Here is a 24,138-nt window from a genome sequence, read left to right as displayed (position 1 = left end):
GTCGGCGGCTCACAGCCCGTGTTCCCACACGCGCGGGTCGCCTTCGCGGCGGCGGCGGGCCTGGATCACGAGGGTGCGGATCAGCAGCACGAAGAACGCGGCCAGCACCAGCCACAGGAGCCCGAAGGCGACGAGCGCGTAGACGTTGCCCACGGGCCGCTTCTACCACGTCCGGCGGACGCGGCGCGCGCCCCGGTTGCAGGGGCTCGGGCGCGCGATTACCCTCGCCGGCCATGCATCCAGGCTCGCTCGTCGCCGCGGTCGCCCGCGCCTTGCACCCGGTCCTCCCCGCTGCCGCCGGCCTCACCGAGGACGAGGTCGCCGCCAGCCTCGCGGCCCCGCCGGACCCGGCCCTCGGCGACTTCGCGTTCCCGTGCTTCAAGCTGGCCAAGGCCCTGCGCAAGGGCCCGCCACAGATCGCCGCCGAGATCGCCGCCGGTCTCGCCGATCCTGCCGGCCTGTTCTCTCGCGCCGTGGCGACCGGCCCTTACGTCAACCTCAGCCTCGACCTCGGCCGCGCCGCCGCGCTGGTGCTGCCGCGCCTGGCCAGCGGCGAGCCGGCCCGGCGCCCGGCCACCGGCGTGCGCGTGATGGTCGAGTTCTCGCAGCCCAACACGCACAAGGCGTTCCACGTCGGCCACATGCGCAACCTGTGCCTCGGCGACTCGCTGGTCCGGCTGCTGCGCGTGGCCGGCGACGACGTCGTGGCCGCCAACTACCTCGGCGACGTCGGGGCGCACATCGCCAAGTGCCTGTGGTGGTACCTCGATCGCCTGCACGATCGCACCCCGCCTGCGGATCGCCGCGGCGAGTGGCTGGGCGAGCTGTACGCGGCGGCCAGCAACCAGCTCGACACCTGGGAGGACCAGGCGCAGGCGGGCGACGTCGCGGCCGCGTCCGAGCTGCAGCAGGCCAAGGCGCGCACGTCGGAGATCCTCCACCGCCTCGAGGCGCGCGAGCCGGAGATCATGGCGGTGTGGCAGGAGACCCGCGAGTGGTCGCTCGAGGAGTTCGCCGAGATCTACCAGTGGTGCGACGTCGGCTTCGACCGCGTGTTCTTCGAGAGCGAGGTCGACGAGCCCGGCCTCAAGCTGGTCGCCGAGTTCCTCGACAAGGGCGTGTTCGTCGTCTCCAACGGAGCCGTCGGGGTCGTCAACGACGAGGTCAAGCACATGCCGTTCTTCATGCTGCGCAAGCAGGACGGCACCAGCCTCTACTCGACCAAGGACCTCGCGCTCGCCCGCCTCAAGTTCGAGGAGTACCGCATCGACCGCTCGGTCTACGTGGTCGACGTGCGCCAGAGCGACCACTTCCGCCACGTCTTCCTCACCCTCAAGAAGATGGGCTTTTATCAGGCCGAGCGCTGCCAGCACGTGCCTTACGAGATGGTCGAGCTGCCCGACGGGCCGATGGCGGGGCGCAAGGGCAACGTGGTGCTGTTCCGGAGCCTGCGCCAGCAGATGACGTCGCACCTGCGCAAGACGTGGTTCCAGCAGTTCGAGGGCCAGTGGTCGCCAGAGGAGATCGACGCCGCCGAGCGCACCGTCGCTCTCGGCGCGATCAAGTACGGGATGCTGAACCGCGACGTGAACCAGAAGATCGTGTTCGACCTCGCGGCGTGGCTCAACCTCGACGGCAACACCGGCCCGTACTTGCAGTACACCGGCGCCCGCGCGGGCTCGATCCTCCGCGAGTGCGGCGAGGTCGGCAAGGCCCTCGACCCGGCGCTGCTCGCCAGCGAGGCCGCCGTCCAGGCCGTCACCGCCAGCCTGCAGGAGCCGCAGGAGCGCGAGCTGCTGCTGGCCCTCGATCGCCTGCCGCAGACCCTGGCCGCGGCCGCCGAGCAGCTGCGGCCCTCGATCGTGTGCACCTACGCGTTCGAGCTGTGCCGCACCTTCAACCGCTTTTACAACGCCGACAACTGCCGCGTGAAGCCGAGCGAGGGCCCGCTGCTGCAGGCGCGCCTGCTGCTCGTGCACGCGTTCGTCCACGCGCTGCGCGAGACGCTGGCGGTGCTCGGGATCTCCGTGCCGCGGCGGATGTAGCCGCCGCGGTTCGCTCCGCGGGTCCGGCGAATCGTCGAGCTCGGTCGCCGCTTCGCCGTGCGCGGCACTGTCGCGTCCGCCCGGCGTGACGCTCCGCCGCGACGTCGGCCCCCGATCTTCGTGTTAGCGTCGCCGCCATGACCGTCGCCCTCTGGTGTCTGTTCGCCGCCGCGCTCCTCCATCCGCTCAGCAAGTTCCCGCTGGCCGCCGCTCAGGCCCGCGAGGGCAGCGGCTACGACAACCGCAACCCCCGCGCGCAGCAGGAGCGCCTGACCGGCTGGGGCGCGCGCGCCAGGGCGATCCACGCCAACCAGATCGAGAGCTTCCCGCTGTTCGCCGCCGGCGTGCTGGTGGCGACGGTCGCGGCCCCGAAGGGCGGGCTGGTCGACTGCCTGGCGCTGGCCTACATCGCCGCGCGCCTGGTGTACCCGGTCCTCTACCTCGCCGACATCCACTACGCGCGCTCGCTGGTGTGGAGCGTCGGCTACGGCGCCAGCCTGGCGCTGCTCAGCAGCCCGGCGTGGGCGTAGCCGGTGTGGCTCAAAGGACATGCTCGCAAGGGCATGTCCCGCAGAGCATGTAGTAAAAGACATGTCCATCCGAACATGCCTCCTCCGCGCTGCCTGATTTTTAAAAAGCCGCGAGGAGGCCGACTTGCGGGCCGAATTGCAGCTCGCAGAAGCCCGGCGCGGCCGGGGCCGAGAACGCGGCGCGGCAGCGGCCGCCGGGGAAGCTGAGCGAGAAGCGGATCGCCAGGTCGAGCCAGACGCGACCGCCGAGGTGGATGGTCGCGCCGGGGGCGGCGACTGCGTGGCCGAGCACCCCGCCGCGGGCGCCCAGCACCTGCGGGCCGACGGCGGCGAGCAGGTAGGCGGCGAAGGTCTCGGTGCGCAGGGGGATCCACCGCACCATCGGCGCGATGCGAAAGGCCGCGCCCGGGTCGCCGGCGCGCGGCCGCTGCGACGGGTCGGTGGGCGAGGCGAGGAGCACCGTCGCCTGCAGCTCGCCGCCGATCTCGAGGCTCTCGCGCAGGAAGTATCCGCCGCGCAGGCCGACCCCGACGAGCGTCAGCTGACTGGCGATGCTGCTGTCGGCGAAAAGCCCCAGCTCGCCGCCGCGGCGGCGAAACGGCGCGGCCGGGACCGGCGTGGGCTCGGCCGCGTGGACCTCGATCGTCGCGCCCACGACCGCGAGCGCGAGGCCGACTTGCATGAGCCGACTGCCGAGCGACGCGACACGCGAAACGAAGGCCCGCTGTCGCGTCGAGGTGGAGAGGTCGCGCACGGCGAGCGATCGTAGCGGTCCGCGGGGCGGGGTCAATCCGCGACTACGATCGGCCGATGTCGAGCTCGACGTTGGTCCTCACGCTCGCCGCGGCCGCGGTGGCGAATCCGTACGCCCCCGACGCGCGGCCGGTGGTGCTCGACTTCCGCCCCGGGGCCGTCAACGCGGTGCCGCTCCTGCCCGCGCCCGCGGACGGCGCGACCTTCTCGGACCTGGCCGCGCACGAGGGCCTGCCGGTGGTCGAGAAGGAGCCCGGGACCTTGCCGCCGGGTTGGGTGCAGCTCGGCGGCATGGTCGTGCCCGAGGCCGTCGCTCAGGGCGCGCCCGTGATCTCGCCGTTCGTCGCGCGGCCCGAGATCGCGGCCGGCAAGGTCGAGGGCCCCGGCGCCGAGGACCTGTGCGCTTACCCCGACGCCGTCCCCGGCGGCATCTACCCCGGCGAGTTCCGCCGCGGCACCGAGTACCCGCGCCGCGGCACGATCTACATGAACTACACCGGCGGCGTGCTCTATAACGGCATGGGCGACAACTCGGCCGAGAACTGGTCGGCGCTGGCCAAGACCGGCTCGAAGTACCCGGTGTACACGGGCGGCGAGGAGCGGGCGATCGCGGTCGCGCAGGCGGTCCAGGCCGACTTCGCCGCCTGGGCCCTGCGCGTGGTCTACCTCGAGCGCCCGCCGAAGGTGCTGCCCTACGTGATGATCATGATGGGCGGCCACTACAGCGACACCACCGCGGGGCCGTCGGGCGGCGTGGCGCCGGGCTCCGACTGCGAGGACATCGGGCTGCGCAACGTCTGCTACGCGTTCGTCAACGACGAGTCGACGAGCAACCAGGCCAACGTGGCGAGCCAGGAGATCGGGCACACCATGGGGCTCGGCCACACGGAGGGCAACGACCGGGTGATGGCGTTCGGCTACGACACGTACGCGCCGATCGACATGGGCTTCGGCGCCGAGTGCACGCCGATCATCACCGTGCAGGGCCAGTCGGGCGCGTGCGTCGGGGTCAACAAGTGCCACTGCAACGACGGCGAGCTGCAGGACGACACGCGCACGCTGTCGGCGATCTACGCCCCGCCGGGGCCCGACGTCGTGCCGCCCGAGATCACGATCACCGCGCCGGCCGACGGCGCCGTGTTCCAGGAGGGCGACGACGTGACTGTCGCGTTCGAGCCGTGGGACGACTACGGCGGCTACGGCTGGAAGCTGATGATCAAGCACGACGGCGAGCTGGTGGCCGACGTGGTCGATTATAACGCCACCCTCGAGTTCACCCTCAGCAACATGCCGCCCGGCAGCTACGAGCTGACCGCGCTGGTGATGGACCAGGCCGAGCAAACCGACGAGCACACGATCTCGATCACCGTCGAGGGCTCCGCCGCCCAGACCACCAGCGCCGGCGAGAGCGAGGGGGACAGCGACGCGAGCACCGGCGACGAGACCGGCGCCACGAGCGAGGGCGGCGCGACGTCCGGCGAAGCGAGCGAGGGCGAGGGCAGCGAGAGCGAGGGTGCCCCGGCCGGCGGCGCCGACGACTCGTGCGCGTGCAAGACCGATGCTGCGCCGACTGGCGCTGCGTGGGCCCTGCTCGCGCTGCTCGGGCTCCGTCGCCGCCGGCGGTGAGCCGCGGAGCCGCGGACCGCTCGAATCGCGCCCGGTCCGGCGGTGACGGGCCGATGCCCGCGGAGCGGCGATCGCTCGAATCGCATGAATCCGGCGGTGCCGAGGCGCGGAGCGGCGACCTCTCGAATCGCGTCGGTCCAACGGTGAGGCCGGGGCGACGCACGCGGAGCGCCGGACGCTCGAATCGCACCAGTCCGGCGGTGCCGTGCCGATGCGCGGAGCCCGGATCGGTCGAATCGCGCCGGTCCGGCGGAGACGCCGGAAGATGCGCGAGGCTCATCGAGCCGTTCGGTTCGTACGGCTCAGCTCACCGGCGACGCGATCGAACAGGTCTCACACGACATGCCGATGAGAGCATGCCTGAATGAGCATGTTCTATCAAACATGCCCATTCAGACATCCTCCGCGAGCACGCCGCCGTCGCCGCGCCAGCCCCAGCACGGCCAGCCACCACGCCCCGCCGGACCGCGAGTCGCACGCGCAGCCGTCCTCGCTCGTGGGCGGAGCCACGAACGCAGCGCCCGCGCTCCAGCTCCCCGCGGTCTCGCCGGTCGCCTCGCTCGTCATCGGCTCTTCGGCCCCGGTCGTCGGAGGCTCCTCGGCCCCGGTCGAACTGGTGACGCTCTCACCTGTCTCCGGGGACATGCAGCCTTCGGTCACCAGCTGGCAGCGCGCATCGCAGCTCAGCGTCCCCGAGGCAAAATCGACGTCTTCACAGGTCTGGCCGCCGAGATCGCCGCCGTCACAGGCCTCGCCGCCGCTGCGGACTCCGTCGCCGCAGAACTCGCACAGCGCCGGCATCGGCGCCTCGCACGGGCGGATCTGGTGGTGACACAGCACCTCGTTGAGCTCCGCGTAGGCCGCCTCGCCGTGGTTGCAGGCCACGTAGGTGGCGACGTCGTCGGCGAAGCCGCGGTAGGTGCTGCTGCTGACCTGCGCCGCGTAGAGGAGCGCGCGGCCGATCGCGTCGGCGGCCGGCGCGGCGGCGAGGGCCCGCAGCGGCGTGCACTCATAGGGCGGCGCGGTCGCGCAGCTCTCTGCGTGCAGCAGCTCCCAGAAGGCCTGGAACCAGCTGTCGATGCCGTAGCCGACCCAGCGGTCGCACAGGCCGGTGCCCTCGTCGAAGTCGATGTCGATCTGCGTCGGCAGGTCGCACAGGTCGAGGAAGTTGTTCTCGTCGTTGGTGCACGCGGGGTCGTCGTCGGCGACGAAGCGCGAGAAGTCGACGCCGCTCGGGCGACACGCGGCGTTGTGCGGGTTGCGGTTCTCGCCGAGGCTGAGCCGCGTCAGCGTCGCGCACGAGTCGCTCTGGCCGGCCGCGGGGTAGAGCGCGCGGTAGAACCACAGCGCCATCAGGCTGGCGTAGGTCTCCGACAGCGGCAGGACGTCGTCGGTCGTGCCGGGGTGGCAGTCGGCCGCGCACGGCATGCACACGAACGGCTCGAACATCAGGCCCGGCGCGGCGAACAAATCGACGAAGTGGCCGAACTCGTGCGGCAGCACCGACGGCGAGTGGTTCGCGCCCTTGAGGTACATCGCCCCGACGACCTCGTGCGGCCCGGGGCCGAGCGGGTGCTGCAGCGCCTCCGGCGGATCGTCGCTCGCCCCGGCCCACGCCGACGACACGCACCAGCTGGCCTCGGCCCCGCACAGCGGCGCGGCCGGATCGGCGGCGACGACCAGACGCGGCGCGAACTGCCCCGCCGGCAGCGCGCTGTCCAGCCCGAGCATGGGCAGCGCGCTGTCCCAGCGCCCGTGCATGAAGGCGTCGGTATGTGCATAGAAACTGCGCAGTAAATAATAGGAGTTCTGCAGCCCGTATTCGCGGGAGTCGGGATAGGCGTCGAACTCGCCGCCGAGCTGGCCGTAGACCGGGCTCGCCAGCGCCTGCGCGCGCGACTCGGCCCCGGCGGCGTCGATCAGCACGACCTGCTCGTCGGCCAGCCGCACGTTGCCGTCGGAAAGCGATCCAGTGGTCGGCAGCCGCACCGTCTCGATCGGCGCGGTGAAGATGTCGCCGTCCAGAGCCTCGGCCCGCACCTCGAACGCCAGCGCGTCGCCGAGGCCGGCGGCGGTCGGGTCGGTGAACGACAGCAGCGGCAACAGCTCGGCGCGCGGATCGGCGGCGACGACCACGTCGGCGACCCGCGCCGGCCCGTGAAACACCGCGGCCGCCCACCCCAGCGCGCGCGCCCGCGGGAACGCGACCAGGCGCACTCGCACGGGCCGCAGCGCCTCGCGGGCGAGCCCCGTGCGCGCGGCCGCGTGCGCGAGGATGCTGGCGACCGCGACGTCTCGATCGGCCGGCGCAGCGACGAAGGCGTAGTCCTCGCGGCCGTCGATCACTGCGCCGCGGATCCCGATCACCCCGCTGCGATCGGCGATCAGCGTCAGAGTGGCGTCGGCGCCGAACACCGGCCATTCGCGGTAGTGCTGGCGCAGTCGCAGCAGGCGCAGCGCCCCGGCCTCGACCCGGCCGATCGGCGTCGCCGGCAGACCGAGGTCGCGCGCGCGCAGGCCGGCGGCCAGGCCGAGGTCGCGCGGGTGGTCGACGATGAATTGCAGCAGCCGCAGCCGCACCAGCCAGTCGGGCTCGCCAGGGCCGAGCGCGAACAGCCGGGCCCCGAACGCTGCGAGGCCGTAGGTGTCGCCGTCGCCGTGGCAGTAGCGCGCGTAGTCGCAGGCCTCGGCGGCGCACGGCAGGTCGCACGCGGGTCCGGTCATTGCCGACGGGCAGCTCGCGGCGGGGACGCGGCAATCGAGCCGCTGCGCGTCGACCGACGCCAGCAGCAACGACCACGCCAGCAGCATCACCGGCAGCGTTTCACACGCGCACGGCGAGCGTCAACGGAGGCGAGTGCGCAGCCCCGAAAGCGAACAAGGCCCCGAATCGGGGCCTTGTGCGAGAGAGCGGGAGACGGGAATCGAACCCGCGACATTCAGCTTGGGAAGCTGACACTCTACCAACTGAGTTACTCCCGCGGGGCCGGTATCTTTACCAGGGTGCGCGCCCGGCCGCAAGTCCGGTGCGCATCCGCCACGGACCCCGCGGGCGTCGGGCCCGGGCGGTGCTCTGCTGGGCCTGACGCCCCGTGCGCCGCGCTTTTCTTGCTCCGCGCTTTCGCTCGCGGTAAGTGCGCGGAAGATGCACTCGAAGGCGGACATCCGGGCGCAGAGCGCTGCCAGGCGGCGAGAACGGAGCCCCGAAGACGCGGCCGCCCGCTCGACCGAGCTGTGCGCCCACGTGCTCGCGGAGGCCCGCTGGCGCGCTGCGGCCTCGGTGGCCGCGTTCGTCGGCGTCAGGGGCGAGCCCGACACCCGCCCGCTGCTGATCGCCGCGCTCGCGGCCGGGAAACAGCTGTGGCTGCCGCGCATGGGCGGCCCGCGCCGCCGGCACATCGAGTTCGTGGCCGTCACCGACCTCGTGGCGCTCGCCCCGGCCCCGTTCGGCCTGCTCGAGCCGCGCGAGGGCCCCGGCGTGGCCCTCGCCGAGACCGACGTCGACCTGGTGCTGATGCCCGGCCTGGCCTTCACGCGCACCGGCGTGCGCCTCGGCTACGGCAAGGCGCACTACGACGGCGCGATGGCCCCGCTGCGCACCCTCTCGCGCCCGGTCCGCATCGGTCTGTGCTTCAGCGACGAGCTGGTCGAGTCGCTGCCCGAGGAGCCCCACGACGTCGGCGTCCACGCGCTGGCGACCGAGCTCGGGCTGATCGACTGCCTGCAGTGACATGTCCCGACGGGCATGTTCTCAAAGGCATGGCCCTTCAGCCATGCCCGAGAGGACATGATCGGCTCGCGCCGGCGCTCAGTCGACCCGCTGGATCACGTGGAAGCCGAAGTCGGTCTCGACCACCGCGCTGAGCTCCCCGGGCTTCAGCGCGAACGCGGCGGTCTCGAACGCCGGCGCGAACATCCCGCGGCCGACCGAGCCGAGGTCGCCGCCGCGCTCGGCCGAGCTGTCCTCGCTGCGCTTCTTGGCCAGCGCCTCGAAGTCGGCCCCGGCCTTGCTGGCCTCGGCGTGGAGCTCCGTCGCCAGCTTCTGCGCCGCCTCCTTGCTGCGCTTGATCTTGGCCTCGGCGTTCTTGGCCCCGGCGTAGCGGACCAGGATGTGCCGCGTGTGGACCTTCTCGACCTTGCAGCGCTGCGCGACCACGAAGCCGTGCGGGTGCTCGACCGCCGCCGAGGTCTCGCCGATGCCGAGCGCGAACACCACGTCCTTCAGCGGCGCGTACTTCTCGGGCCACTTGTCCTTGGCGTAGGTGCCCATCGCCCCGCCCTTGGCCTTCGTCTTCGGCTCGTCGGACTCGCCGGCGAGCTCGGCGAAGCCTGTCCCCGAGGACAGCTTGCCGCGCAGCTCCTCGGCCCGCGCCTGGGCCGCGGCCTTATCGCGGGTGACCGTCGCCTCGGCCCCCTCGGCCCCCTGCCAGGCGACCACGACGATCTTCGCGCACGCCTCGTCGGCCTCGCCCTGCGGGTACTCCGGCGCCGGCGGGGCGGCAGGCTCGGCCTTGGCGGGCGGCGGCGCCTCGACCTTCTTGGCCGGCTCCGCCGGCGGCTCGCCGGACTTGGCGGCGCCGCCGTCGCAAGCGGAAAGCAAAAGGACGAGGCAGGACAGGGCAGCGCGCGTCATCGCGGCCAGGATACACCCCGTCGGCTCCCACGTGCGAGCGCCGGCCACCCGCGCGTACTCGCGATTTGACGCCGGTCGCGCGGTTCGCCCCGTGGACGCGGTGACGGATATCGACAAGCGGGGAGGGGCGATCGGGCCTGTCCTCGAGGACATATGACTGCGGCGATCGCCGCGCGAGGCCGTCGTCTCGCCCGCTGAGAGCGCCATGCGCGGCCGGCGGCGGCGCTCGCGAAAATTCGCGACAGCGACCGCCACTCGACCCACCCAAACGACGAAATCAGCAATCGACAGCCCCGCGAGCGGTCTGCACCTTGCCGGCATGGAAGATCCAACGGTCCACGTCGTCACCACTTTGTCGACCCGGCCGCACGCGCCGGAGGCGTTCGCCGGGGCCATGCGCGAGCTCGTCCAGGCCGGCCGCGAGCTGCCCGGCAACCGCCGCTTCGAGGCCTACCAGGGCACGACGGACCCGCGCGAGTTCGTGGTGATCGAGGTGTGGGACAGCGAGGATGCCGCCGACGCACACCTGAGCGCGGACCACACCGAGCAGGCCTTCGTGGCGATAGGCCCGCTGCTCGAGCAGCCGTCGGCGATCGTCCGCCACGTCCGCATCGCCTGAGCCGCGAGGAGGAGCGCCATGAACGTCCAGGAAGTCCGCGCCACTCTGACGGAGATGGAAGACTCGATGCTCGGCGGTCTGGCCGCGATCGACGTGTTCGCCAAGACGTCGGGCATGTCGATCGCCGGCCTGCGCACCTCGCCGCGGGCGTGCGCCCTGTTCAACATCCTGTTCGACCGCATCAGCGACACCCTCAAGAAGACCGGTCTGCCGGTGCCCGAGTACATGCAGCAGACCATGCTGCGCCTCGGCGAGGACGGCCAGGTCATGATCATCGTCGTCGACCTGTCCGACAAGTACCGCATGGGCATGGCGCTCGACTGCACCCGGGCCCAGCTCGGGATCATGGTCAGCGTGGTGCTCCCCGACGCCATCCCGCGCATGCGCGCGGCCCTCGGCTGAATTTTTTAGAAGAGAGAAGACCCATGCCCGTGTTCAACTCGTCGATCCTCGCCGTGGTCAAGCTGTCGGTCGAGCGCGCCGCCCTCGACCGGGCGCTCGCGCTCCTGCAAGAGCTCGCCGAGCGCAGCCGATCTGCGCGCGGCTGCTCGCGCTTCGAGGTGCTGCAGGAGGCGGCCGACCCGACGCAGCTCGTCACGGTCGAGCGCTGGGACGGCGACGCGTCGGCCGACGCCCACATGCGCAGCCCGCACGTGACCGTGGCGCTGGCCCGCCTGACGCCGCTCCTGCGCGCGTCGCCGCGGTTCGCCCGCTACCGCAGCGTCGAGCGCTGAGGCTCAGGCGAGCGAGGCGACCACGGCTTCGACGACGAGGGTGGCGAGGGTGGCGAGGATCTCCCGCCCCTCCTCGGCAGTCGCGGCCGCCGGGGCGCCGCAGTAGGCTCGCGGCATGTCGCACTCGAGGAAGCCGCGCTTGCCGGCGCGGATGTGCTCGGCGAGCGGCACCGAATGCTCGGGCAGCGCGGCCGCGAGGTCCATGCGCACGAGGTCAGGGCGGATCGCCAGCACCAGGCTGGTCTCGTAGCGGCCGGCGTGACACGAGCCGCTCTGGAACTCCGGCGTCAAGCGGGCCGCGAGCGCGCGCCGGGTGGTGTCGACGAACAGCAGGGTGTCACCGGTGTCGGCCTCGTAGCGGCGCGCGACCTCTCGCAGCGAGGCGATGTGGTCGGGCTCGAGGTGGGCGGTGAACACGACCACGCGGTCGAAGCCCATCGTCCGCATCGCCCGACATGTCCCGAGGACCAGGCCGATCGCCACTTCGGCGCCGATCGACGTCGAGCCGGCGAAATCCTTGGCCCACTCGGTCACCGCGTAGTGGATCGGCGGCAGCACTGCCGCGAGGTGCCCGCGCCCCGCCAGCTCGCCGGCCGCCAGCCCGACCACCGCCTCGCCGATCAGGCTGTCGGTCGAGAGCGGCAGGTGCGGGCCGTGCGCCTCGGTGCTGCCGACCGGCAGCAGCGCGACCTTCGGCTGCTGCAGCGCGAGCAGCCGCTCGACCTCGGGGTAGCTCAGCTCGGCGAAGCGGACGTAGAGACCGGGTGTCTGTTCAGCCATGGCGAATCGACCAGGTGTGATGGGACATGTCGAAAGGTTCAGGTCAGCGAGGCCGCCAGTTTGCGCAGCTCGCCGCGCTTGATCTTGCCGGTCTCGGTGCGCGGCAGGGTGGCCACGAACTCGACCCGCCGCGGCGCCTTGAAGGCGGCGATGTTGGCGCGGGCGTGGGCCAGGATCTCGGCGGCCAGCGCCTCGCCGGCGGCGTGGCCGGCGGCCAGCTCGACGTAGGCGACCGCGCGCTCGAGCCCGTCGGCGTCGCGGTAGCCGACCACTCCGGCCTCGTGGACCGCAGGATGGCCCAAGAGACAGTTCTCGACCTCGACCGGCGAGACGTACACGCCCGAGCACTTGAGCATGTCGTCGCCGCGGCCGCAGAACCAGAAGTAGCCGCCTTCGTCGACGTGGAACTTGTCGGCGCCCTTGACCGAGTCGCCCCAGAAGGTCGCGCGGCTGAGGTCGCGCATGCGCCAGTAGCCCTGGCCGGCCGAGGGTCCGGTGATCACGAGCGTGCCGATCTCGCCCGGCGGGACGTCGCGGCCTTCGTCGTCGATCAGGCGGTAGCTGTAACCCTCGACGAGCTTGCCGAGGCTGCCGTCCTTCACGTCGCCGGGGCGGTTGGAGATATACACGTGGAACATCTCGGCCGAGCCGATGCCGTCGTAGATCTCGACCCCGGTCGACTGCTTCCACAGCCGGTACAGCCGCGACGGCAGCGCCTCGCCGGCGCTGACCAGCGAGTGCAGCGACGACAGGTCGCGCCGCCCGGCCTCGTCGAGGTGGTCGAGCATCTTGGCGATCGTCGTCGGCACCGTCACGAACTGGGTCGCGCGGTACTTCTCGATGAGGCCGTACCACCGCTCGGGCGCGACCCGCTCGGGCACCAGCACGCAGCTGCCGCCGACGCTGAACGGGAACAGCATGTTGCTGGCCAGTGCGTAGCCGAAGAATAGCTTGGGCGCGGAGATCGTGACGTCCTCGCGCTTGATGCCGAGGGTCCGCTGGGCGTAGGCGACCGTGTTCCACACGAAGTCGTGGTGCATGTGCACGACGCACTTCGGCTTGCCGGTCGAGCCCGACGACGACAGCCAGGTGGCGAAGTCGTCGCGGTACGTCGGCTCGGTGCGCGCGGTGTCGGGCTGGCGGGCCAGCTCGGCGTGCCAGTCGAGGGTGTCCTTCGGGACAGGCGCGCCGGTGCGGTCGACGACGATCACGATCGGCGGGTAGGGCGCGTCGCGCCACACCTGCTCGAGCTGCGGGTAAACCTCGGCGTCGACGATCACCGCCCGCGGCCGCGCGTACTCGAGGTAGTAGGCGTAGTCCGCCGGTAGCAGCCACGTGTTGGTCGGTACTGCCACGCAGCCGGCGCGCAAGATCCCGAAGTAGGCCGCCGCGAACTCGGGCGTGTCGAGCAGCAGCAGCTGCACGCGGTCCTCGATGCGCAGGCCGAGCGAGCGCAGCAAGTTGGTGACGCGGCACGACGCGGCCACCAGCTCGCGGTAGGTCACCTGCGCGTCGCCGCAGTAGATCGCGGTCTTGTCGCCGAGGCCCTCGGCGACGCGGGCGTCGAGGAACCACTCGGCCATGTTGAGGCGATCGGGGACGACGATCGGAGCGGGCATGGGTCGCGGGCAAAATCCCACAAGGCCCGCGTCCGCGGGCAGCGGCGGGCGGGTGCGGGGCCTCACGCAAGCGGCGTCGCGGCGCACGCCTCGCCCCGCCGGCGCGCGAGCTGAGGTATGTTCCCCGCCCCGTGGAGGTCGTCTACCCGCGCCTGTCCTTCGACCTCGACCGCGACGCGTTCGTGGTCTGGCTGCGCTGGGTGTCGCTCGAGCGGCCGCCGTCGCCCGAGGCGCCGCCGTCGCAGGGGATCCGCGTCGAGCTGCAGCTGAACCGCAACGCGGTGCTCGGCCCGACGATCGCGTACCGCCGCGAGCTCGAGCCGGCCCCGCGGCTGTACCGCGTGCCGAGGAGCCGCTGCGCCGAGGTGCTGCGCGTCGCTGCCCGCCGCGGCCTGCTCGACGTCCAGCTCATCATCCACGGCTCGATCGCCAACGCGCCCTACGCCGCGCTCTACCACGTGCGCGACGACGACGCCGAGCTCACCGAGATGCCGGGCACGCCGCTCTTGCAGGTGCAACCATCGACCCCCGGCGACCGCTGGCACGTGGCCGGCCAGGCCAACCTGCGCGTGCAGCTCGAGCTGGTCGAGCGCAAGCGTCTGCGCGTGCTGGCGTGAGCGGCGAGTGACTCACGGACGGCTCGCGCGAGCGGCTCGCCAAAGCGGCGAGTGATTGGCGCGAGCGCAAGGCCTGGCCCGCCGCGCGGCTCGTCCGCGACCACGAAAACGGCCGCCCGAAGGCGGCCGCGAGCGCTCTCAGCGGCGCTGGTTCAGCTCTGGCCGCCGCCGGTGAGCATCTCCTTGAGGCCGGGGATCTCGCCGAGCAGCGGCATCAGGACGATCTCGATGCGGCGGTTCTTGGCCTTGCCGTCTTCGCTGGTGTTGTCGGCGACCGGGTCGACGTCGCCGTAGCCGGCCGCGCCGAGGGTGCCCTGCGGCATGCCCTGGGTGACGAGGAACTGCACGACCTCGACCGAGCGCGCGGTCGACAGCTCCCAGTTGTTCTTGAACTTGGCGGTCTTGATCGGGACGTTGTCGGTGTGGCCGGCGACCAGCCACTCGCGGTCGCTGAGGCTCTTGAGCGCGCCGGCGAGGTTCGACAGCGCGGCCTGACCTTCGGGCTTGAGGTCGGTCTTGCCGGAGTCGAACAGGATGCTGCTGGCCAGCTTGACGACGAAGCGGCCCTTGCGGACCTCGACCTGGATCGTGCCGGCGTCGATGAGCGACTTGAGCTTGGCGAACAGATCCTTGTAGACCTGCAGCTCGGCCAGGCGCTTGGCCTTCTCGTCGCGCAGCTTCTTCAGCTCGTCGGCGGTCGCGCCGGCCTTGCGCGCGAGGTCGGCGTTCTGCTCCTCGAGCACCTTGATCTCGTTGCCGAGCCGCGCCACGTCCTTCTCGAGCTGGGCGATCTTGTCCTTCAGCGAGGTGTTCTCCTCGTTGAGCTTTTTGTTCTTGCCCTGCTCGCCGCGCAGCTCGCCCTCGGTCTTCGCGAGCTTGGCCTGCGTCTCCGCGAGGGCTGCCTCGAGTTCTTTGCGTTTACAGCCGGAGACGGCCAGCGTGGACAGGAGCATGAGGACGGCGAGCTTGCGCATGGCGCAAGGCTATCCCATGCCGGCCAAATTTTTGACGCATCTCGACCTCGGGGCGTACCCTCGCGGTCCGGGCCCGGGATCTGGGCCATAACGCAGCGAGATCACAGAGAAAATGGCCAAGTCACGAGCCAACTCTCCTTCTGCGCGAGATGCGCGAGTGCGCGAAAGTTCTTCCGGGCTGCCACGGCCGTGGGGCGAGTTCCTCGGCGTGGTGCTGCTCGCCATCGGCGTGCTGATGCTCGGCGGACTGTTCTCGTACCAGTTCGGCACCGGCACGTTGATGGGCCCGGTCGGTCGCCTGGTCGCCGGGGCCCTGTACGCCTCGCTCGGCATGGGTTCGTACCTGCTGGTGCTCGGCGTGCTCGGCCTCGGGGTCAAGGCGCTGCAAGGCGACGCGATGGAGCTGCGCTCCGGCGAGGGCCTCGGCTTCTCGCTGGCGACGGTGGCCGGCTGCGTGCTGCTGCACGTGATGTTCCCGGCCTACCGGATCTACGGCTTCACGGCCGGAGGCCTGGCCGGCGAGGTGCTCGGGGAGATCGGCCTCGGCATGTTCGATCGGGCAGGTACCTACCTGATCGCGGGGGCCCTGCTGTGCGTCGGCCTGTTCGCCTCGACGCCGCTGTCGACCAACCACTTGATCGCCGCGGTGCGCATGGTCGGTCGCGGCTTTATCGCCATCGGCCAGTACCTGTGGGGCGGGCTCGTCGGCATCGGTGAGTCGCTGCGCGGCCGCGCCGAGGAGGTCGAGGACGAGGAGGAAGAGGAAGAGGTCGACGAGGAGGAAGAGGCCGAAGAAGAAGAGGCCGAGGAGGAAGAAGAGGAAGAGGAGGAGGAGGTCGAGGAGGAGCCGAAGCCCAAGCGGCGCCGGCGCAACAACAAGGCCAAGGCCGCCCCTGCCGAGGTCGAGGAGGACGAGGCGCCGGCCCCGTCGGTGCCCGCCGCGGCCGTGGCCGAGGCCCCGCGCAAGAACCGGAAGGTCGCGCGCCGGCCGGAGGACATGCCGGAGATCGTGCTGACCGCCGGGCGCCCCGAGGCCGAGGTGGCGAAGGCCGACAAGCCGAAGGCGGACAAGAGCGAGATCGAGAAGGTCGAGCCCGCCGAGGACGTCGCGCCGAAGCGCCGCCGCAAGCCGGCCAAGGTCGAGCCCGAGGTGTCGACCGACCTCGAAGAGCCTTCGGGACATGTCGCAGAGGACAGGGTCGAAGAGACAGCCATCGAGGTGCTCGCGCCCGCCAAGGCCGTGCCCGCGGCCAAGGCCGTCAAGAAAGCCCCGCCGCGGCCGCAGGAGCTGGCGGCGACCGTCGAGGTCACGACCGAGCTCGACGAGGAGGAGAGCGCGCCGCCGCCGGCGATCGTCGCTCGCGCCCCGATCGCGCCCGCGCCCGTCCCCGCGCCCGCGCGTGCGCCCGAGCAGCTGCCGCTGGCGCCCGCCGCTGCGGCCGCGGTCAAGCCGGTCGAGCGCGTGCCGTCGATCCCCGGCATCGTCCGCCTGACCTCCGGCCCGTACAACCTGCCGCCGTCGAAGCTGTTCGAGGCCGCCGACACGCCCGCGGTCGAGGTCGACAAGAACTTCGTGCTCGAGCAGGCCGAGCGCATCGAGCACGCGCTCGCGCAGTTCAAGGTCAACGGCAAGGTGACCAAGATCCACCCCGGCCCGGTGATCACCCGCTACGAGTTCAAGCCCGACCCGGGCGTCAAGCTGTCGCGCATCGAGAGCCTCGAGAACGACCTCGCCATGGCGCTCGAGGCGATCGCCATCCGCATCCTCGCGCCGATCCCCGGCAAGGCGACCGTCGGCTTCGAGGTCCCGAACGCCACCCGCGAGACCGTCTCGATCAAGGAGATCCTCGAGAGCGAGGCGTTCGAGGCCGCGCGCGGCGGCAAGCTGCCGATGGTGCTCGGCAAGAACATCACCGGCAAGCCGGTGGCGATCGACCTGGCCAAGGCGCCGCACCTCCTGGTCGCCGGCGCGACCGGCTCGGGCAAGTCGGTCGGCGTCAACGCGATGATCTGCTCGCTCCTCTTCGCCTGTACGCCCGAGGACGTGCGCATGATCATGATCGACCCGAAGATGCTCGAGCTGAGCATCTACAAGGACATCCCGCACCTGCTCTTGCCCGTCATCACCGACGCCGAGCAGGCCAGCATGGCGCTGCGCTGGGCCGTCGACGAGATGGAGCGGCGCTACGCCGTGCTGAGCGACGCGCAGGTGCGCGACATCGCCGGCTACAACAAGAAGCTGCCGCAGCTCATCGACGAGTGGGAGGCGGAGAAGCGGGCGCTCGAGGAGGCCGCGGCCGACGCCAGCGCCGCCGCGCGCGAGGAGGGCGAGGACGCCATCCCGGCCGAGTTCCTCGGCGGCGTCGGCTTCGACGAGGACGGCCCGGTCGAGTCGATGGGCGGCCTGCCGAGCGGGGCCAAGGTCGGCGACAAGCCGGAGAAGATGCCGTACATCGTCGTCATCATCGACGAGTTCGCCGACCTGATGATGGTCGCCAGCAAAGAGGTCGAGACCAGCGTCGCGCGCATCGCCGCCAAGGCGCGCGCCTGCGGCATCCACCTGATCCTGGCGACCCAGCGGCCCAGCGTCGACGTCATCACCGGCACGATCAAGAACAACTTCCCCTCGCGCATCGCCTTCCAGGTGACGAGCGACATCGACAGCCGCACGATCCTCGACGGCAAGGGCGCCAAGCAGCTGCTCGGCATGGGCGACATGCTGCACATGGACCGCGGCGGCCAGCCGCAGCGCGTCCACGGCTGCTACGTGTCCGAGGACGAGATCCTCAAGGTCGTGGCGTTCATCCGCAAGCAGGCGCGGCCGACGTACAACCTGGCGATCACCGCCAAGCGCGACGAAGAGGAGGAGGAGGCGCCGAGCGATCGGCGCGCCGATCCGCTCTACGACAAGGCGGTGCAGATCGTCGCCGAGACGCGCAAGGTCAGCACCAGCATGATCCAGCGCCGGCTCAACATCGGCTACAACCGCGCCGCCAAGATCGTGGAGATGATGGAGGCCGAGGGCGTGATCGGCCCGGCGCGGGGCACTGCGCCGCGCGAGGTGTTCGTCCAGGCCGCGTGAGTCGGCGAGATCTCCGCCGGCCGGGCTCGCGCGGCCCGAAGTGTGCTAGGACTCTCGCGGCGCGGCCCTGCGCGGCCGCGCGCGCGGCGTCGGCGCGGCGGTGAATCGCCCCCAGCCTCCGCCCGTCTTCTCGGCCACGGGGCGCTCGCCCCAGGAGCTCAACACATGGAAGCCTTCACGATCTGCGCGCTCTCCCTCGGCCTCTTCTGCAGCGATGGTGCTCTCGCCGACGCGATCGACGCTCCGCTGCTGCCCCTGAGCGTGACCCAGGGGGCCTCCGCGCAAGCGGCCGCTGCGCCGGCTTCAGCGCCGGCCATCAAGCCCTCGGCTTCGGCTGTGCTCGCCTCGGTGCAGTCGTTCTACGACGGCACCACCGACCTCGTCTGCAAGTTCAAGCAGACCTACGTGCACCCGGTCTACGGCACGCGCACGGTCAGCAGCGGCGACCTCCGGCTGAAGAAGCCCGGCATGATGGTGTGGGACTACGAGGGCAAGGCCGACCCCGACTTCTACGTCGACGGCCAGAAGCTCTGGGTGGTCGAGCACGACACGCGGCAGGTTGTCAGCCAGAAGGTCGAGGGCAACTCGAACCTCGCCGGGGCGATGAAGTTCCTGTTCGGCGGGCAGAAGCTGATCAAGGAGTTCAAGGTGCGGATGGCGCCCGATCAGCCGACCAAGAGCTACGGGATGCCGGGGCACAAGGTCATCGAGCTCAAGCCCAAGGAGCAGAACCCGCACTACAAGTCCTTGCTGCTGATCGTCGACGATCTCACCGGCCGGGTCGACTCGTTCGTGGTGCGGGCCCAGGACAACAGCACCAACCACTTCGTGCTGACCGACGTCGCCAGCAACCAGAACCTCGCGGCCAAGGACTTCAAGTACGTGGTGCCGAAGGGCTACGTCGAGACGAAGCAGTGAGCGCGGCTTCATGTCCGCGGTGAGGGCCCGGGCCCGCGCGCGTTGCGTGCGGGCCCGCTCGCGTTTGCGGAAGCGATCGCGGCGCCCGGCGTTGGTTGCGCGACGGGTCTCGGCTGTGTACCGTGGCGCCGACTACAGACCATGCAGCGCACTTCACTGGTTACCCTGGGTTTGCTGACCGCGCTCGTCGCGACGGTCGGCTGCGGCGACGACAAAGGCACCTCCGCGACCGACGCGTCGACGGGCACTGCGGCCGACACCGAGGAGCCGACCGCGGGCACGACGCCGACCGGCACGACCACCGACGCCACGGCCGGGACCACGACGACCGACGACACCGAGGGGACCACCACGCCGACCACGACCGCGGGCGCGTGCGAGGATGGCATGCAGATGCCGGGCGCCGGCGCCGAGGGTTCGGCTTGCACGCTCAACGCCGATTGCGAGTCGGAGTCGTGCATCAAGTGGACCGACAGCCAGACCGACGCCGTCTGCGGCGTGCGGGCCGAGTGCGGCAACACCCGCTTCATCGGCACCCTGACCGACTTCGCCACCGGTGAGCCGATCGCGGGCGCCGAGCTGCGGGTCGTCGGCGCCCTGGCCGCGATCCAGGGCATCGAGAGCGCGGTCGACATCGTCAAGGTCACGTCGGGCGCCGACGGCCACATCGACGCGACCTCCGAGACCCCGGTCAACACCGGCATCGGCGTGATCGGCGTGGTCGGCGGCGGCGACTACTACCTCACCGCCACCGGCCTGGCCCAGCCGTACACCGGCACCACGCTGTACCCGTCGCTCAACGGCATCCACGACATCTGGGGCGTGCCCGCGGCCAAGCTGACCGAATGGTCAGGTTTCCTCATGGCCGACGCCGACCAGGCGGTCGTCGACGCCCTGCCGCTCGGCGAGAACGGCGGCGTGGTCGGCCTCGTGCGTCAGGGCGGCGTCCCGGTCGCCGGCGCGGTGGTCGTGCCCGAGATGGACAGCTCGACCGCGGCCATCCGCTATCTCAACGAGGACGGCATGGGCTTCAACACCGACGGCACCAGCAGCAACGGCGTGTTCATCCTGCTCAACCCGGCGATCGCCGAGAAGTTCACCGCCCAGCTCGACGGCAACCCGATCGGCCTGGTGGGCACCGCCGGCAGCGCCAAGATGGCCGTGTTCGCCCTCATCTTCAACGGCACCTGAGCCTTCCGTGAGCCCGTCCCGGGGAGGGAGCCCGGGCGGCCCACCGCGGCCACCGCTACGTCGGTGGCCGCGTTTTATTTTGTGATGGAGCATGTCCTTTCGGACATGCCCTTGCGTACAGGGCCCGAAGCTCAGACCCACGTGTTGGTGGTCGGGTCCCAGCGCTTGAAGGTGCCGGCGAAGTCGCGCCAGAGGTCGCGCTGGCCGGCCTTGACCTGGAACCTCTCGCGCTTGAACTCGCCGGTGAGGGCGTCGTCCATGCCCTCGTAGTCGGTCAGCGACACGTCCTCGGTCAGCATGTGGAAGGTCGCGTTGAGCTCGGCGCCGTCGACGACCACGCTGACGAAGCCGTTGCGGCTCGAGTCGGCGAAGCCGAGGTGCGGGTTGGTGGTCGTGCCGGTGAACAGGGCGTCGATCGCCGAGGCCAGCATGCCGGCGCCCGGCAGGCTGCTGAGGGTCGGGTCGGCCGCGACCTGCAGGACCAGCAGCGACTGGAACGGCGTCGAGCTGATGCCGGCGCCGACCAGCTCGACGATCTTCTGCTCGGGCGCGCCGGCGACCATCGGCGTGCCGGCGTAGAAGGCGTGGATGTCGCCGGTGATGGCGACGACGTTGTCGACCGCCTGCAGCTCGCCGAGCAGCGCGTCGCGGGCCGGGCCGAAGCCGTCCCACTGGTCGACGTTCATGTAGTAGAGCTGGTTGAACGGCTCGATCGGGAACGAGGTCAGGTCGATCACCAGCGGCATCAGCGTGATCTCGGTGCCCCACACCTTCCACGTCGACGTCGAGCCCTTCATCGTCGACAGGAACCACTCGCGCTGGGTCTGGCCCATGACGTCGACGGAGGTCGGGTCGGCGGCCGCGCGGGCGGCGGCCCAGGCGTCGAAGGCCGGCTTGACGACGAAGTAGCGGGCGCCGATCGAGCCGTTGAAGCTGCGCTTGCCGAGGCCGAGGAACGACAGGCCGCGCGGCAGGGTCGCCAGCTCGGCCTCGTCGATCGGCGGGGTCGGGTCCTCGACGGACGCGAGGGTGCTGTTGATGAAGCCGGCGTCGATCTTGCCGGTGAGGAGCGCGGGGTCGAAGCCCAGCGCGTCGGCGGCGGCCAGCAGCGCGTCCTTGTAGACGCCGCCCTGGTAGGCGTCGATGTCATCGACGTACGGAGTGGCAAATTCGGGGATCGATCCGAGCTGCTCGACCAGGGCGGCCTCGTCGATCACCACCGCGCCGGGGAACCCGTCCTCGGGGATCAGGTGGTCCGGGCGGTAGCTGCGGAGGTCGGTCATCACCAGGTGGAGGTGCTTGCCGAAGCGGAAGTCGCGGTAGATCGTGATGTCCTGCAAGTACGGCTTGCTCGGGTCGTACAAGAATTCGTCGTCGCCGAAGTCGATCGGCATGTACTCGAACCACGCCTGGTTGGCGTGCTTGCGGCGGGCCTCGTCGTGCTCGTCGGCGCGGCCGTCGAAGTAGGTCGCGGTGGCGCCGAAGCAGTCGTCGCTGAACTCGTGGTCGTCCCACACCGCGATCATCGGCAGGCTCTCGTGCACGCGCCGCAGCGCGGGGTCCGAGCGGTAGCCGCGGTACAGCTCGCGGTAGTTGCTGAGGCTGCTGGCGGCGAAGTACTCCGACTCGCTGCCCTCGTTGAACACGATCGCCCCGGCAGTGTCGGAGAACGCGATCCCGCGGCCGGCCGCCTGGAAGGTCGGGTCGCCGGTAGTTTCGTAGACGTAATCACCGAGGTGGACGAAGAAGTCGAGGTCCGGCTGGGCCAGCAGGCCGCGGTAGCTATTATAATAGCGGCCGTTGTAATCCTGGCACGACGCATAGGCGAACCGCACGGCGACGTCGGCGTCAGGAGCGGGCGCAGTGCGGGTCCTGCCGACCTGGCTGCCGTATCGGCCATCTTCACGATTATGAACAAATCTATAATAATAGACAGTGGCCGGATCGAGCCCCTTGATCTTGGCCTTGGCGCAGCGGTCGAACATCGCGCGGGCGGGGACCGCCGCGCTGGCGGCGTCGAGGTCGACGCGCATCGTGAAATCGGGGTCCGTCGCCACCTCGACGGTGAGCTCGAGATCACCGTCGCCCGCCGTCTCGTCGTCGAGGCGGGTCCACAAGATCACGCTGTCGGGCCGCGGGTCGCCGGACGCCACCGATTGAGGGAAGTACGCCGCGCCGTCGAGCAGCGGCTCCTCGGCGCCGGTGGTCGGCGCGGTGCTGCCGGTCGGTTCGGTGCCGTCCGTCCCCGTCGAGCCGTCGCTGTCGGTGGTTCCGTCGCCGTCGCCCTTGCAAGCGGACAGGCCGGCGGAGGCGACGCTGACGAGCGTCGCGCGCAGGAATTGGCGGCGAGAGAATCGTTGAGTCATGAGTAGGTGGCTCCGGCGAGCCACTCTATCGCAGTCCGCGCAGACGCTCGCGGGTCCGCGCCCCGTGCGTTTTGCCGCGGCTCATCGATACGGCGCGTGACGCGATGCGGCGCGCACGGGCATGAGAAGCGCCATAAGGAGCCCCCCAAGGAGTGCCGACGCAGCGCTGCGTGAAGAAGTTGTCACGCGATTGTCGATCTGGCGACGTGGTACTCGCATCGGGTATGAAGGGTGCAATGCCTGGCATGAAGTCTCCTGGTCACCGTCGCTTCTCCTCCTTCGTGCGCGCCGGCGCCACCGGGCTCGCGCTCAGCCTGTCCCTCGGGGCATGTGGCGGCGACGACAAGGGCGACACCGACGCTACCAGCGACTCTACGGTCGGCACCCAGGGCAGCGACGGCACCGACGCGACGATGAGCACCGAGCCGACCGGCACCGACGGCGCGACCGACACCGACACCGACGGCAGCACCGCGCCGACCACCGGCGAGGAGGTCCCGGCCGACTGCGACGCCTTCGTCAGCCCGAGCGGCGACGACGTGGCGGCGCTGCAGGGCGCGCTGCTCAACGCGGCCGACGGCGACACCGTCTGCATGGCCGCGGGCACCTTCTCGCTCAACACCGAGATCTCGATCTCCGCCAACAACCTGACCCTGCGCGGCGCCGGCCGCGACCTGACGATCCTCGACTTCAGCGCCCAGGACCTCGGCGCCAACGGCATCAAGATCAGCGGCGACGGCGTCACCGTGCAGTCGTTCACCGTCAAGGAGACCCCCGGCGACGGCATCCGCGGCGACGACGTGGCCGACATCACCTTCGACGATCTCTCGGTCGAGTGGGCCGCCAAGGAGTCGCTCGAGAGCGGCGCCTACGGCTTCTACCCGGTCGGCTGCACCGGCGTGGTGATCCGCAACTCGCGGGTCATCGGCGCCCGCGACGCCGGCATCTACGTCGGCCAGTCGAGCAACATCCTGGTCGAGGACAACGAGGCCTACGACAACGTCGCCGGCATCGAGATCGAGAACTCGACCGGGGCGACGGTGCGGCGCAACCACACCTACGACAACACCGCCGGCATCCTGATCTTCAACCTCCCGGGCCTGCCGGTGCAGGACGGCAAGCACACGCTGGCCTACGAGAACATCGTCGAGAACAACAACGGCAACAACTTCGGCATCCCCGGCACCTCCGTGGCCGCGGTCCCGCCGGGGGTGGGCTTCATGATCCTGGCCGCCGACGAGAACGAGCTGCGCGACAACATCATCCGCGGCAACCGCACCACCGGCGTGATCATCGTCAGCTACAACGAGGCGATCGGGCTCGAGCCGGCCGACGACCCCAACTTCGACCAGTACGCCGAGGGCAACTATGTCCACGACAACAGCTTCGAGGACAACGGGGCGATGCCGGCCTCGCCGGTCGACGGGGTGGCGGGCGTGCCGGCGGCCGACGTGCTGTTCGACGGCTGCCTCGACCCCGACGCGATGGCGATGGACCCGGCGCTGGTCAACTGCCTGTGGCAGAACGGCGACGCCGACTACCTGAACTTCGACCTGTGCGGCGGCCTCGCCAACAAGAGCACCGACCTCGAGCCGGTCACCTGCCAGCACCAGACCCTGCCCGAGCTGCCGGCCGGCTGAGCGGACAGCAC

20 protein-coding genes and 1 tRNA gene are annotated in these 24,138 nt (G+C 70.8%); 12 read left to right on the top strand and 9 right to left on the bottom strand.

Translation table 11 applies throughout. The features are described from left to right. Window positions 1-9: 9 nt before the first annotated feature. Window positions 10-153, bottom strand: a complete 144-nt coding sequence (locus OV090_RS16055; protein WP_267704541.1) for a hypothetical protein — start codon at window positions 151-153, stop codon at window positions 10-12. Between the two features lie 80 nt (window positions 154-233). Between OV090_RS16055 and argS the strand changes: the two genes are divergently transcribed. Both argS and OV090_RS16045 read left to right on the top strand, forming a co-directional pair. Continuing rightward, window positions 234-2,045: an arginine--tRNA ligase gene (gene argS, locus OV090_RS16050; RefSeq protein WP_267704540.1), complete on the top strand. Its 1,812-nt coding sequence runs from the start codon at window positions 234-236 to the stop codon at window positions 2,043-2,045. Between the two features lie 137 nt (window positions 2,046-2,182). Then, entirely contained in the window at window positions 2,183-2,575 is a 393-nt protein-coding gene (locus tag OV090_RS16045; RefSeq protein ID WP_267704539.1) for an MAPEG family protein, read from the top strand. A 100-nt stretch (window positions 2,576-2,675) separates the two neighbouring features. Here OV090_RS16045 and OV090_RS16040 read toward each other — a convergent pair whose 3' ends face one another. Next, entirely contained in the window at window positions 2,676-3,257 is a 582-nt protein-coding gene (locus OV090_RS16040; RefSeq protein ID WP_267704538.1) for a hypothetical protein, read from the bottom strand. Between the two features lie 128 nt (window positions 3,258-3,385). On the opposite strand from OV090_RS16040, the gene OV090_RS16035 reads away from it, so the two are divergent. Beyond that, window positions 3,386-4,954 carry an Ig-like domain-containing protein gene (locus OV090_RS16035; protein WP_267704537.1) on the top strand — a complete coding sequence of 523 codons (1,569 nt, stop codon included), beginning with the start codon at window positions 3,386-3,388 and terminating at the stop codon, window positions 4,952-4,954. A gap of 378 nt (window positions 4,955-5,332) precedes the next feature. Here the strand turns inward: OV090_RS16035 and OV090_RS16030 are convergent, their stop codons facing one another. Further along, window positions 5,333-7,765 carry a hypothetical protein gene (locus tag OV090_RS16030; protein WP_267704536.1) on the bottom strand — a complete coding sequence of 811 codons (2,433 nt, stop codon included), beginning with the start codon at window positions 7,763-7,765 and terminating at the stop codon, window positions 5,333-5,335. A gap of 98 nt (window positions 7,766-7,863) precedes the next feature. Continuing rightward, window positions 7,864-7,936, bottom strand: a tRNA-Gly gene (locus OV090_RS16025). Between the two features lie 163 nt (window positions 7,937-8,099). On the opposite strand from OV090_RS16025, the gene OV090_RS16020 reads away from it, so the two are divergent. Further along, a complete protein-coding gene (locus OV090_RS16020; RefSeq protein ID WP_267704535.1) occupies window positions 8,100-8,684 on the top strand; it encodes a 5-formyltetrahydrofolate cyclo-ligase in 585 nt (194 codons plus the stop codon). Window positions 8,685-8,762: 78 nt separating this feature from the next. Here the strand turns inward: OV090_RS16020 and OV090_RS16015 are convergent, their stop codons facing one another. Next, window positions 8,763-9,587, bottom strand: coding sequence for a peptidylprolyl isomerase (locus OV090_RS16015; RefSeq protein WP_267704534.1), 825 nt, complete (start codon window positions 9,585-9,587; stop codon window positions 8,763-8,765). A 319-nt stretch (window positions 9,588-9,906) separates the two neighbouring features. Between OV090_RS16015 and OV090_RS16010 the strand changes: the two genes are divergently transcribed. The 3 genes from OV090_RS16010 to OV090_RS16000 are packed head-to-tail and all read left to right on the top strand — an operon-like array spanning window position 9,907 to window position 10,940. Then, window positions 9,907-10,206, top strand: a complete 300-nt coding sequence (locus OV090_RS16010) for a putative quinol monooxygenase (protein WP_267704533.1) — start codon at window positions 9,907-9,909, stop codon at window positions 10,204-10,206. A gap of 18 nt (window positions 10,207-10,224) precedes the next feature. Further along, the gene (locus OV090_RS16005; protein WP_267704532.1) at window positions 10,225-10,608 is read left to right on the top strand and encodes a hypothetical protein; all 384 of its coding nucleotides are present in this window, start codon (window positions 10,225-10,227) and stop codon (window positions 10,606-10,608) included. Between the two features lie 23 nt (window positions 10,609-10,631). After that, complete coding sequence (locus OV090_RS16000) at window positions 10,632-10,940, top strand: antibiotic biosynthesis monooxygenase (RefSeq protein WP_267704531.1); 309 nt, start codon at window positions 10,632-10,634, stop codon at window positions 10,938-10,940. A 3-nt stretch (window positions 10,941-10,943) separates the two neighbouring features. On the opposite strand, the gene OV090_RS15995 is transcribed toward OV090_RS16000, so the two are convergent. After that, window positions 10,944-11,720: a creatininase family protein gene (locus OV090_RS15995; RefSeq protein WP_267704530.1), complete on the bottom strand. Its 777-nt coding sequence runs from the start codon at window positions 11,718-11,720 to the stop codon at window positions 10,944-10,946. 38 nt (window positions 11,721-11,758) lie between these two features. Beyond that, the gene (locus OV090_RS15990) at window positions 11,759-13,339 is read right to left on the bottom strand and encodes a benzoate-CoA ligase family protein (protein ID WP_267704529.1); all 1,581 of its coding nucleotides are present in this window, start codon (window positions 13,337-13,339) and stop codon (window positions 11,759-11,761) included. A gap of 131 nt (window positions 13,340-13,470) precedes the next feature. On the opposite strand from OV090_RS15990, the gene OV090_RS15985 reads away from it, so the two are divergent. Continuing rightward, window positions 13,471-13,956 carry a hypothetical protein gene (locus tag OV090_RS15985; protein ID WP_267704528.1) on the top strand — a complete coding sequence of 162 codons (486 nt, stop codon included), beginning with the start codon at window positions 13,471-13,473 and terminating at the stop codon, window positions 13,954-13,956. A gap of 152 nt (window positions 13,957-14,108) precedes the next feature. Here OV090_RS15985 and OV090_RS15980 read toward each other — a convergent pair whose 3' ends face one another. Then, a complete protein-coding gene (locus OV090_RS15980) occupies window positions 14,109-14,930 on the bottom strand; it encodes an OmpA family protein (protein ID WP_267704527.1) in 822 nt (273 codons plus the stop codon). 157 nt (window positions 14,931-15,087) lie between these two features. Here OV090_RS15980 and OV090_RS15975 point away from each other — a divergent pair, with 157 nt between their 5' ends. From OV090_RS15975 to OV090_RS15965, 3 genes are all read left to right on the top strand, one after another. Further along, the gene (locus tag OV090_RS15975) at window positions 15,088-18,012 is read left to right on the top strand and encodes a DNA translocase FtsK 4TM domain-containing protein (protein WP_267704526.1); all 2,925 of its coding nucleotides are present in this window, start codon (window positions 15,088-15,090) and stop codon (window positions 18,010-18,012) included. A 165-nt stretch (window positions 18,013-18,177) separates the two neighbouring features. Beyond that, window positions 18,178-18,930, top strand: coding sequence for an outer membrane lipoprotein carrier protein LolA (locus OV090_RS15970; RefSeq protein ID WP_267704525.1), 753 nt, complete (start codon window positions 18,178-18,180; stop codon window positions 18,928-18,930). A 141-nt stretch (window positions 18,931-19,071) separates the two neighbouring features. Then, the gene (locus OV090_RS15965; protein ID WP_267704524.1) at window positions 19,072-20,121 is read left to right on the top strand and encodes a hypothetical protein; all 1,050 of its coding nucleotides are present in this window, start codon (window positions 19,072-19,074) and stop codon (window positions 20,119-20,121) included. Between the two features lie 131 nt (window positions 20,122-20,252). Here the strand turns inward: OV090_RS15965 and OV090_RS15960 are convergent, their stop codons facing one another. Beyond that, window positions 20,253-22,487, bottom strand: coding sequence for an alkaline phosphatase D family protein (locus tag OV090_RS15960; protein WP_267704523.1), 2,235 nt, complete (start codon window positions 22,485-22,487; stop codon window positions 20,253-20,255). A gap of 245 nt (window positions 22,488-22,732) precedes the next feature. Between OV090_RS15960 and OV090_RS15955 the strand changes: the two genes are divergently transcribed. After that, complete coding sequence (locus OV090_RS15955; RefSeq protein WP_267704522.1) at window positions 22,733-24,127, top strand: parallel beta-helix domain-containing protein; 1,395 nt, start codon at window positions 22,733-22,735, stop codon at window positions 24,125-24,127. The last annotated feature ends 11 nt before the right edge of the window (window positions 24,128-24,138 follow it).

This window comes from Nannocystis sp. RBIL2, from assembly GCF_026626745.1.
GTDB lineage: Bacteria > Myxococcota_A > Polyangia > Nannocystales > Nannocystaceae > Nannocystis.
This window is presented reverse-complemented; position numbering and strand designations above follow the sequence as displayed.